This window comes from Hoeflea prorocentri (assembly GCF_027944115.1).
In the GTDB taxonomy this organism is placed as follows: Bacteria; Pseudomonadota; Alphaproteobacteria; order Rhizobiales; family Rhizobiaceae; genus Hoeflea_A; species Hoeflea_A prorocentri.
Map to the genome: position 1 here is coordinate 256,785 of NZ_JAPJZI010000002.1, position 10,784 is coordinate 267,568.

At 59.3% G+C, this 10,784-nt stretch carries 9 protein-coding genes and 1 tRNA gene; 9 read left to right on the forward strand and 1 reads right to left on the reverse strand.

Annotation, left to right across the window (positions count from 1 at the left end; all coding sequences use genetic code 11):
• Positions 1–81: 81 nt before the first annotated feature.
• From kynU to OQ273_RS22790, 8 genes are all read left to right on the forward strand, one after another.
• Positions 82–1,320, forward strand: a complete 1,239-nt coding sequence (gene kynU / locus OQ273_RS22755; protein ID WP_267993403.1) for a kynureninase — start codon at positions 82–84, stop codon at positions 1,318–1,320.
• Between the two features lie 99 nt (positions 1,321–1,419).
• Positions 1,420–2,217 (forward strand): 3-oxoadipate enol-lactonase, encoded by a 798-nt coding sequence (gene pcaD, locus OQ273_RS22760; protein ID WP_267993404.1) that lies wholly within the window; start codon positions 1,420–1,422, stop codon positions 2,215–2,217.
• Positions 2,218–2,273: 56 nt separating this feature from the next.
• On the forward strand, positions 2,274–3,353 hold the full coding sequence (locus OQ273_RS22765) for a 3-carboxy-cis,cis-muconate cycloisomerase (protein ID WP_267993405.1): 1,080 nt from the start codon (positions 2,274–2,276) through the stop codon (positions 3,351–3,353).
• Complete coding sequence (locus OQ273_RS22770; RefSeq protein ID WP_267993406.1) at positions 3,350–4,540, forward strand: Bcr/CflA family efflux MFS transporter; 1,191 nt, start codon at positions 3,350–3,352, stop codon at positions 4,538–4,540. The genes OQ273_RS22765 and OQ273_RS22770 overlap by 4 nt, the downstream gene beginning before the upstream one ends.
• Before the next feature lie 2 nt (positions 4,541–4,542).
• Positions 4,543–5,715 carry a 4-hydroxybenzoate 3-monooxygenase gene (gene pobA, locus OQ273_RS22775; protein ID WP_267993578.1) on the forward strand — a complete coding sequence of 391 codons (1,173 nt, stop codon included), beginning with the start codon at positions 4,543–4,545 and terminating at the stop codon, positions 5,713–5,715.
• A 165-nt stretch (positions 5,716–5,880) separates the two neighbouring features.
• Entirely contained in the window at positions 5,881–7,434 is a 1,554-nt protein-coding gene (locus OQ273_RS22780) for an FMN-binding glutamate synthase family protein (protein WP_267993407.1), read from the forward strand.
• Between the two features lie 267 nt (positions 7,435–7,701).
• Positions 7,702–8,793, forward strand: coding sequence for a ribosome small subunit-dependent GTPase A (gene rsgA / locus OQ273_RS22785; RefSeq protein ID WP_425493434.1), 1,092 nt, complete (start codon positions 7,702–7,704; stop codon positions 8,791–8,793).
• A complete protein-coding gene (locus tag OQ273_RS22790; RefSeq protein WP_267993408.1) occupies positions 8,790–9,557 on the forward strand; it encodes a VOC family protein in 768 nt (255 codons plus the stop codon). The genes rsgA and OQ273_RS22790 overlap by 4 nt, the downstream gene beginning before the upstream one ends.
• A gap of 70 nt (positions 9,558–9,627) precedes the next feature.
• On the opposite strand, the gene OQ273_RS22795 is transcribed toward OQ273_RS22790, so the two are convergent.
• Positions 9,628–9,704: transfer RNA gene (locus OQ273_RS22795), tRNA-Arg, on the reverse strand.
• Positions 9,705–9,910: 206 nt separating this feature from the next.
• On the opposite strand from OQ273_RS22795, the gene OQ273_RS22800 reads away from it, so the two are divergent.
• The gene (locus OQ273_RS22800; protein ID WP_267993409.1) at positions 9,911–10,774 is read left to right on the forward strand and encodes a bile acid:sodium symporter family protein; all 864 of its coding nucleotides are present in this window, start codon (positions 9,911–9,913) and stop codon (positions 10,772–10,774) included.
• Positions 10,775–10,784 lie beyond the last annotated feature (10 nt).

Genomic DNA, 10,784 nt, shown 5'->3' on the forward strand with positions numbered 1-10,784 from the left:
TTGTGTGCCTTAAAGTTTGCCATCGGAGATCAAAATACTTTAAACTTAAAACAATATGTGTGAAGCAGTGGAGCAGCCAACATGATGAGCCGGGATGATGCCTTGAATCTGGACCGCGAGGATGGGCTCGCGGGTCTGCGCGATGCGTTCAGGCTGCGTGAAGGGCTGATCTATCTTGACGGCAATTCGCTCGGACCGATGCAGCACAGCGTCGCGAGGCGCGTTGAGCAATGCCTGCATACCGAGTGGGGCGAGGATCTCATCGCCTCATGGAACAAGGCGGGCTGGTATCCCATGCCGCAAACAGTGGGAGCGAAGATCGCGCCGCTGATCGGGGCAGGCGCGCAGGATGTCGCCGTCACCGATTCCACCTCGGTCAATCTCTTCAAGGTGTTGGCCGCTGCACTGCAGATGCGGCCGGGCCGGCGGGTTATTGTGTCCGAGCGCAGCAACTTTCCGACCGATCTTTATATTGCAGAGGGCATCGCCGCCTTCGCGGACAAGGGCCATGAGCTTCGGCTGATCGATTCCACGCAGGAGCTCGATGCGGCAATCGGCGAGGATGTGGCCGTCGTCATGCTGACTCACGTGAACTACCGTACCGGCGAAGCGCACGATATGGCCGCCGTCACGAAGGCCGCTCACGATGCGGGTGCAGTGATGATCTGGGATCTTGCCCATTCCGCCGGCGCGATGCCGGTTGATCTGCAGGCTGCTGATGCCGATTTTGCGATCGGCTGCGGATATAAATATCTCAATGGCGGACCGGGTGCGCCGGCATTCATCTATGTTGCGCCGCGGCTTCACAATGAGGTTTCGCAGCCGCTGTCCGGCTGGTTCGGGCATAAGGCTCCATTTGCGATGGAGCCGTCTTTCGAAGCGGCAAAGACAATCCATCGCTTCCTGACCGGCACGCCGCCGGTGCTATCGCTTGTGGCGCTCGATGCAGCGCTCGATATCTGGAACTCCGTGTCGCTCGGAGCCGTGCGGGAGAAATCGGTTCGGTTGTGCGAATTGTTCATAGAGCTTGTTGAGGAGCGATGTGAAGGCCTCGGCCTGACACTGGCGAGCCCGCGCGATGCATCGAGGCGCGGCAGCCAGGTCTGCTTTGCGCACGCGGATGCATATCCGGTCATGCAGGCCCTTATCGCGCGCGATGTGATCGGGGATTTCAGGGCGCCCGATATTCTGCGCTTCGGATTTGCTCCGCTTTATGTGCGTTTTGTCGATATCTACGATGCCGTTGAACATCTGCGGGATGTGCTCCAATCCGGTGAATGGGAGCAGGAGCGCTTCAAGGTCAAGAGCGCGGTAACCTGACGATTATTCATACCGGGCTTGATATGAATGGCCCGGTCTTTTTCATTTTACCTCTCCGGTTCAATCTGCTTTCATCGCCGCTGAACAAAGGAGCACGCGGTGCAATTTGCGACGATCAACGGAGTGACGCTGCACTACCAGCTTATCGGGGCGCCCGAGGGCAAGCCGGTGCTGGTGTTTTCCAATTCTCTCGGCACGGATTTAAGAATCTGGCGCGACGTTATCGTGCGGCTCGTGGGGGAGTTTGCAATTGTCACCTATGACAAACGCGGTCACGGATTGTCCGACCTCGGACAGGCACCCTATCGTATTGAAGATCATGTCGGAGATCTTGCCGGACTACTCGACCATCTGTCTGTTCGTGATGCAATTGTCTGCGGGCTTTCGGTCGGCGGCCTCATCGCCCAGGGTCTGTATGCCAGCCGTCCGGACCTGGTTCGCGCGCTGATGCTTTGCGATACGGCACACAAAATCGGCACCGCCGAGATGTGGAACGCACGCATTGAGGCAATCGAACAGGACGGACTGGAGTCAATTGGCGATCAGGTCATGGAACGCTGGTTCACTGCCGCGTTCCGCGATGAAGAGGCGGACACCCTGGCCGGCTATCGCAACATGCTGTGCCGGACGCCGGCTGCCGGATACGCCGGAACCGCGGCCGCGATCAGGGATGCCGATTTCACGCATCAGGCGCCGGTTATCAATGTGCCGACCATGTGCGTGGTCGGCGACGAGGATTTATCGACGCCGCCGGAGCTTGTCGGCGAATTTGCCAAACTCATTCCGGGCGCGCGGTATCAGGTGATTCCGAAAGCCGGTCATCTGCCCTGCATTGAGCAGCCGGAAGTCTTTACCGATGCGCTTCGCGCCTTTGTTGATCTGCTGTCTGCGGGCTGATCCGCCCGGCAAGAGCCGCTTCGCTATCTTTGAATGGGAGTAAACGGGGTGTCCCGATGAGCGTTTCCGTATTCGAGCACCCGCTCCTGTCGGGTCTTCTGGGCGATGATGCAATCCGCAGCACGTTTTCTTTCGCAAGTGAGATCGAGGCGATGCTGCGGTTTGAGGCTGCCCTTGCCGTGGCGGAGGAAGCAGCCGGAGTCATTGCGGACGGTGCGGCGAAAGCCATTCAGACGTCTTGTAAGAATTTTCAGCCTGATATTGCCGCGTTGCAGGCCGCAACCGCGCGTGACGGGGTTATGGTGCCGGAACTGGTGCGGCAATTGCGCGAGGCCATCGACCCGGAATTCAGAACGCACCTTCATTTTGGCGCAACCAGCCAGGATGTGGTGGACACCGCGCTTGTTTTGCGGCTGCGCCCGGCGCTTCAAACGATTGCCGATCGTCTTGCTGCGCTTTGCGGGCAACTGGATTTGCTTGAGACCACATACGGTCAAAACGATCTGGTGGGCCGCACGCGTATGCAGGCGGCGCGTCCGCTTCGTGTTGCCGACCGGATTGCGGCCTGGCGGCGCCCGCTCGCTGGTCTTTTGAGCGATTTTCCGACGGTTGAGCAAAAGGTGGCCTGTCTGCAGTTTGCCGGCGCTACAGGTACGCTCGATGATCTCGGGGCGCAGGGCCGGGCCGTGGCCGAAAGGCTGGCGCAGGAGCTTGAGCTTTCCTATGCAGGATGTTGGCACACCGACCGTCAATCCTTTGCCGAACTTGCCGGTTTCCTATCGCGTCTGACCGGAGCCTTGGGAAAAACCGGCCTGGACGTCACGCTCATGGCCCAAAACGAGGTTGGTGAGATCGAGCTTTCCGGCGGCGGCGGATCGTCCGCCATGGCGCACAAGAAAAACCCGGTCAAGGCGGAGATTCTCGTGGCCTTGGCGTCTTTCAATGCAACGCTGCTGCCGGGCATGCATACGGCCCTTGTCCACGAGAACGAACGCTCGGGTGCGGCCTGGACGCTTGAGTGGATGGTGTTGCCGCAGATGGTGCTTGCCACAGGCGCCGCCCTGCGCGTGGCGGGCGATCTGCTCGGCGACATTGTCGCAATGGGCACGGGCAGCATGCAGGATAATCGCTCATGATGGGCCGCCGCGCCATCGTGGTTTTTTGCGGGTTGTTGATGTCCGTCACGGCATTTTCGGTCGACATCACCCTGCCGGCCTTCCCGCAGATGATGAACGAGTTTTCCACGGGATTCACTCAGGTGCAGTGGTCTGTGACCGCCTTCCTGTTTGCCACGGGAATAGGCCAGCTTGTCTGGGGCTCCTTCTCGGACCGCTTTGGCCGCCGGCCGACGCTCTTTATCGGACTGACCACACTGCTTGCCGGCCAGATGCTGGCCATTGCGGCGCCGACCATCGATGCGCTGCTCGTTGCAAGGGTGATCCAGGGGCTGGGCGCCGCCGCTGCGATTGTCAGTTGCCGGGCCATTTTACGGGACCTGTTCAGCGGTCAGGAACTGGCGCGGTCCATGGCATTTGCTTCCGCAGTCTTTGCGATCGGGCCAATGCTTGCGCCCCTCTTTGGGGCGCTGATCACTGAATTTTCCGGCTGGCGCTTCATTTTTGTCGCACTTGGAATTCTTGCAACGCTGTTGCTCATCCTGCTTGCCTATTTCGAGGAGACGTCACCGCAAAAGGACAGGCGGGCGCTTCACGCGACACGGATAAAGTCGAATGTGGCGGCCGTGTTCCATCACCCGCAATCGCGCTTTTTCATGATCGTGTCGATGTTTGTGATGGCTTTCATGCTCCTGATCCTTACCGGCGCCGCCCCGGTCTATGAGACGGAGTTCGGCATTACCGGGGTTACGTTCGCCGTGCTTTTCGGCATCCATGGCCTGGGTATTGTAGCGGGGCAGATCCTTAACCGCCGCCTGATCGTTTCAATCGGCGTTTTCGCTGCGATTGCGGTCGCCGGGGCCGTCATGGTAGCGATGTCCGGCCTGTTGCTCTTTCTTTCCGCAACAGGGCTTTTGACGGTCTATGTTCTGCCCGTCATTCTGGCGCTGGCGAATGCGGCGTTCCTGGTTTTTTACTCCAATGCGACAAGCCTTGTTCTCGACCCACATCACGAAAGGGCGGGTTTTGCGGTGTCGCTGTTTGGGTTTTTCACACAGATGGGGGGCGCGGGAATCGTGTCCATCCTGGTTTATTTCAGCAACGACAGCGCCGTCGGCATGTCGTCCCTGATGTTTGTCATTGCAATCGGAACATGCGCGGCTCTGATCTTGTGGAAAGGTCGGTCGCAGGAGGTGGGAGAGACATGAATATGCGCACACAGGTCGTCATTATCGGATCCGGCCCGTCCGGACTGCTCCTTGGGCAACTGCTTTACCGGGCCGGGATCGACAACATCGTGCTCGACCGGTCCAGCAAGGAGCACATTCTGGGGCGCATACGTGCCGGTGTGCTCGAGGAGGGAATGGTTGGGCTGATGGAGCAGGCCGGAGCTGCTGCACGCATGCAGCGCGAGAACCTGCCGCATGACGGTTTTGATCTCATCTTCGATGATGAGGTGCATCGCATCGATCTCTTCGGCCTGACCGGCGGAAAACGGGTTCATGTTTACGGGCAGACGGAGATTACGCAGGATCTCATGGATGCGCGTGAAGCCGAGGGCCTGCAGTCTTTCTACGAGGCGAGCGATGTGCGCCCTCACGATTTTGACGGGTCGCGGCCCTATGTGACGTTTGAACATGATGGCCAGGACCACCGCATTGAGTGTGATTTCGTTGCCGGATGCGACGGGTTTCACGGCATATGCCGGCAGGTCGTGCCCGACGGCGCGATGGAGACGTTCGAAAAGGTTTATCCTTTCGGCTGGCTTGGGCTCCTGTCCGATGTCCCTCCGGTGCATGACGAACTGATTTATGCCAATCACCGGCGTGGCTTTGCGCTTTGCTCCATGCGCTCGAAGACCCGGAGCCGGTACTATGTACAGTGCCTCGCTAGTGAGCGAGCCGAAGATTGGACGGCCGATGCTTTCTGGGACGAACTTCGCCGGCGACTGCCCGAGGAAACGGCGGAGCGGGTGACGACGGGGCCGGCGCTGGAGATGTCAATCGCGCCGTTGCGATCCGTCGTGTCCGAACCCATGCGGTTCGGGCGGCTCTTTCTGGCCGGGGATGCGGCTCACATTGTCCCGCCGACCGGTGCAAAGGGGCTGAATCTGGCGGCAAGCGACGTTCACTATCTGCTGGAAGGATTGCGTGACTATTATGCCGATGGCAGCGAAGCCGGTATTGATGCCTACTCGCAAAGAGCTTTGCACCGCATCTGGAACGCCGAACGGTTTTCGTGGTGGATGACAAGCGTCACACACCGTTTCCCGGATATGAGCGGATTTGACCGGCATATTCAGCGCGCTGAATTCTCGCAGCTGGTCCATTCGAAGGCCGCATCGACGGTGCTCGCGGAAAACTATGTGGGGCTGCCGTACTGACAGGCATGTTCATGCGCTCACGGCCGGCTCACCCGAATATGTCTTGCGGTTGATCGGTAATGGATAGCATGCTGCCCGAGCCGATCTGACATGCACGCAGCGGGCCGCACTCTTGACCGCTTCCGCGCCTAGTGTCAGTTCGACCTGCAAGCAGGGGGCAGCGATATGGACAGTCTTTCGAACCAGTTCGTGATGGGAACGCTTCAGTTCCTGTCGACACTATTTGTTTTCGCGATCGGCACGGTTGTGCTGGTGGCGATTGTGCTGTTCATACTTGATGTCAGCCAGACCGGCGATGCGGTGCGCCGGAACTACCCGGTTCTGGGACGCTTCCGCTACCTGTTTTCGGCCCTTGGCGAGTTCTTCAGGCAATATTTCTTCGCCATGGACCGCGAGGAAATGCCGTTCAACCGGGCGGAACGCGAATGGATCGACCGGGCCGCCAAGAGCAAGGACAACACGGTCGCATTCGGATCGACCAAGAGCCTGACGCCGCCCGGCACGGCAATTTTTGTCAATTGCCCGTTTCCGACACTGTCGGAAGATGCATCACAGGTCGAAGCGCTGGAGATCGGGCCTTATGCCCGTGAACCCTATGAAGCACCGTCCTTGTTCAACATATCCGGCATGAGCTACGGCGCGCTTTCAACGCCCGCGGTCCGGGCGCTTTCAAACGGCGCACGGATGGCCGGATGCTGGCTCAACACCGGCGAGGGTGGCCTGTCGCCGCATCATCTTGAGGGCGGCTGCGACATCGTTTTCCAGATCGGCACGGCCAAATACGGGGTGCGGGGCAAAGACGGATTGATGAGTGATGAAAAGCTCAAGGAAGTGGCCGCACATCCGCAGGTCAAGATGTTTGAGCTGAAGATGAGCCAGGGCGCCAAGCCGGGAAAGGGCGGCATTCTGCCTGGTATCAAGGTCACGCCCGAGATTGCCGCGATCCGCGGTATTCCGGAAGGAAGGGATTCCATCTCTCCGAACCGGCATCCCGAAATCGACAATGCGGCGCAGATGCTCGATGTGATTGAGCGGATCCGATCCGTTACCGGCAAGCCCACCGGCTTCAAGGCCGTTGTCGGCGCCTTTGGCTGGATCGAGACGATGTGCAAGGAAATTCACGCGAGAGGCATAAAAAGCGCGCCTGATTTCATCACCATCGACAGCGGCGATGGCGGTACAGGCGCGGCGCCGATGCCCTTAATGGACAATGTCGGCCTGCCGGTGAAGGAATCGCTGCCGCTTGTGGTCGACATTCTGCAGAGATACGGCCTGCGCGAGCGCATCCGCATTATTTGCTCGGGCAAGCTGATCACACCGTCCGAGGTTGCCTGGGCGCTTGCCGCCGGTGCTGACTTTGTTACGTCGGCGCGGGGCTTCATGTTCTCCCTTGGCTGTATCCAGGCGCTCAAATGCAACCGCAATACCTGCCCGACCGGAATCACCACCCATAACAAGCGGCTGCAACGCGGCCTAAACCCCGAAAGCAAGGCGGTCCGCGTAGCGGGCTACTGCAAGAACATGATCCACGAGGTGGAGGTGCTTGCCCATTCCTGTGGTGTCAAACGCCCGCGGCTTTTACGACGCATGCATGTGCGCATTGTGCAGGACAACGGCAAATCGATTGCCATGGATGAGCTTTATCCCGGCCCCGAGGTTTTGCCGCAATATCGCGCTGAGGGTGCGGCAAAATCGGCACAGCCAACCGCTGCTCAATAAATCTCGGACGGGATGTCTTTTAAGGACCCTTTCTAGCCGGCGGAGCGGGTTGAAGAACTGCGGACAATAGAATATATTAGAGATCTCTGAAGTGGAGCTTTCATGTCCCGGTAAGGTGGGGAGGCAAAGGGCCTCCCGGTGCAAAATCAATCAGCAGGAATGACCTCCGAACAAGGTTCGGCGGGGCTGTAGTTTTGCAATCTCAAACATCACTGACACCTTGAGCCCGAGCGCTGCTCGTGGCCGAGACATGAGAGACAACCCACAATGACTCGGGATATTTCCAGATATCTTCCGCTTGGACTGACAGTCGGCGGCGTTGAACGACAATTGACCGCCTTGGAGAAAATGGGGTGGCAGCCCTTTTTTGAACAACAGATCAGCGTGGATGAACTGGCGCGGACGCCGCCCGTCCGCGTCGTCGAAGTGCACCGCAACGGGCTGCACGTGATCGGCGAACACATTGACAAGATGATCCAGCCCCGCGCGGATGTCACGGTCGGCGACTGGTTGTTGCTGGACTCGGACCATCCGCTGTCGAGCCGTCACCTGGAGCGCAGGAGCCTGCTGAAACGCCGGGCGCCGGGAACCGACAGGCAGGTCCAGCTCATCGCAGCCAATGTCGACACGATCTTTATCGTTTCGTCCTGCAATCAAGACTTCAATATCGCCCGCCTTGAGCGGTACATTGCCCTGGCATTCGAGGCGGATATCTCTCCGGTTATCGTATTGACCAAGGCTGATCTGGTTTCGGATGTTCAGGCCTATGTCGATCAGGCACGTGCGATTTCCGACCTGGTCCCTGTCGTCACCCTCGATGCACGCGATCATGAACCGAGGGAAAAGCTGGCGCAGTGGTGCAAACCCGGCAGCACCGTCGCGTTTGTCGGCTCGTCCGGTGTCGGAAAGTCGACCTTGACCAACGCTCTGGCCGGCAATCAGTCCATCGAGACGCAAACCATCCGGGAAGACGACGCAAAGGGCCGCCACACGACCACAAGGCGGCAGTTGCATCCTGTCCCGGGCGACGTCCTCGTTCTGGATACGCCTGGAATGCGCGAGCTGCAGTTGACGGATGCAGCGTCGGGCATTGACAATGTTTTTGCCGATCTCCACGACCTTTCAGTCCGGTGCCGCTTCAAAGATTGCCGTCATGAAACGGAGCCGGGGTGCGCCGTGTTGCGCGCCGTGGAAAATGGCGAGATAGACGCGGCACGGCTAGGCCGGTGGCGCAAGCTTCAGGCCGAGGAGGCGCACAATTCCGCAAGCCTTGCTGAACGTAGAAGCAAGGACAAGGCGTTTGGCAAAATGGTGCGGCAGGTCAAAAAGATAAAGGACCAGAAGGATCCGGAACGATGATTGCCGAAAAGTTGGGTCGTGTTGTCTGGCACGACCTTTTTACCCGAAACCGGAAGCGCGCGATGGCTTTCTATCAGCGCCTTGCGGGCTGGCGCTACGTCACCGAACACGCGACGGATTTCGCATGGGGCGGCGGCGAGAAGGATTTTGTTCTCGCACTGTTGGCAGATGAAGCAGGCGCCGGCTTTGCTGAAACACCACAGGCCTTTCAGGACGGATGGATCGCCTATGTGGAGGTGCGCGATGTGGACGCTGCCGCCTTGCAGGCAGAGGAGCTTGGAGGGGCAGTCGTTCGTGCGCCGTTCGACGTTCCTGGCGTAGGGCGCAATGCGCTTCTGGCCGACCCCTTCGGAGCCCTTATCGGCATTTCATTGTCGCGTCATTCCTTTCCCGCGCCCCGGAGTCAGTTTGGTCCTGAAATCTATCTGTCGGACCGGGCGGTTTTTCCCGATGCGTTCTACAGAACGCTGTTCGATTGGAGAGCGGCCTCTGCGCAATCGGCGGGGCCGGCCGGCTGCGCGATCTGCGGTCCTTCGGGAGAGACGGTGGCATTGCGCCATTCGGCAACGTTGCCAAGGGCTGCGGGCGCCTTATGGCTTCCAAGCCTCAAGGTGGCCGATCCGCAGGCCGCCTTGTGTCATGGGCAAGAACTGGGAGCCAAGCCCTTCAACGGCACATCCGGAGAACCGGCACAGCGGCCCTATTGCATGTTGCAAGATCCCGACGGTTCGCTTCTGCGCCTTTTAGGGGCGCCGGATGAATAGCGGCTTTATCCCGAGGCCTTTCGGATTGTGTCTTTGAAGAGTTTTTTCATTGTTCAGCAGCATTGATTGATGGCGATCCCGACAGGATTCGAACCTGTGACCCTCAGATTAGGAATCTGATGCTCTATCCTGCTGAGCTACGGGACCGCACCCTTGGCTTTCAGGCCAAGATCACCTTCATCCTTACATAAAAAGCGGGGCGGACATCAAGGCCAATTCCTGCCGATGGAGCCGGCCATCTGATTGGCGGGCGCATCCCTCTGCGCGCCACCTCTCTTTTGGGTGGTAAATGTTGATGTCCCCTATTCACTTTCTTGCTTCCGAGTATAATCCTACGAAAACGGAGGGGTATTGTGGGGATTATCCTAAGCGTCTTTCTGCCGCTTTCGCTGGCATTCATCATGTTCTCCCTGGGGCTCGGCCTGACGATTGCCGATTTTGCCCGCGTGGTGGCAAAGCCGAAGGCCTTTTTCGCCGGAGCGGTGTCGCAGATCGTCGTGCTGCCGCTCATCGCCTTTGTGCTGCTGCAGCTTTTCAGCCTGCCGCCGGAACTCGCCGTCGGCGTGATGATCCTGTCCTTCTGTCCGGGCGGCGTCACATCGAACCTCATCACCAAGCTGGCGGGCGGGGCTGTCGCCCTGTCAGTCACGCTGACCGGCGTTGTCAGCCTTGTCTCCGTCGTCACCGTGCCATTGCTTGTGGCATGGGCTGCGGACCATTTCATGGGTCAGGCGGCACCCGACATCAACGTAACGTCGCTGGCGCTTGCCATGTTTGCCATCACGACCGTGCCGGTGGCGCTGGGTGTAGCGCTGAGGCATTTCGCCACGCCGCTTGCAGACCGTATCGACGCAACGATCGCGCGGATCGCTCTTGTTCTTTTCGTCATCATCGTGGTTGGAGCGCTTGCAGCCAATTGGGAGGTCTTCGTCAGCAACCTGGCGCTGCTCGGTCCGCTTCTCATCCTGCTCAACGTTCTGCTTCTGCTGGTCGGTCTCGGCATAGGCCGGTTCATGGGGCTCGATCATGCGGACGGCATCGCCATTGCCGTGGAGACGGGTGTGCAGAACAGCACGCTCGGCATCACCGTCGGCAGCCTGATCGTCGAGGCGGCGAGCGGGCTTCCGCCCTTCAGCCTGCCGTCCGGCGTTTACGGCATCACAATGTATTTCGTGGCCCTGCCGTTCGTATACTGGATGCGGCGCGGTCGCGGCTGATCAAAGGGCC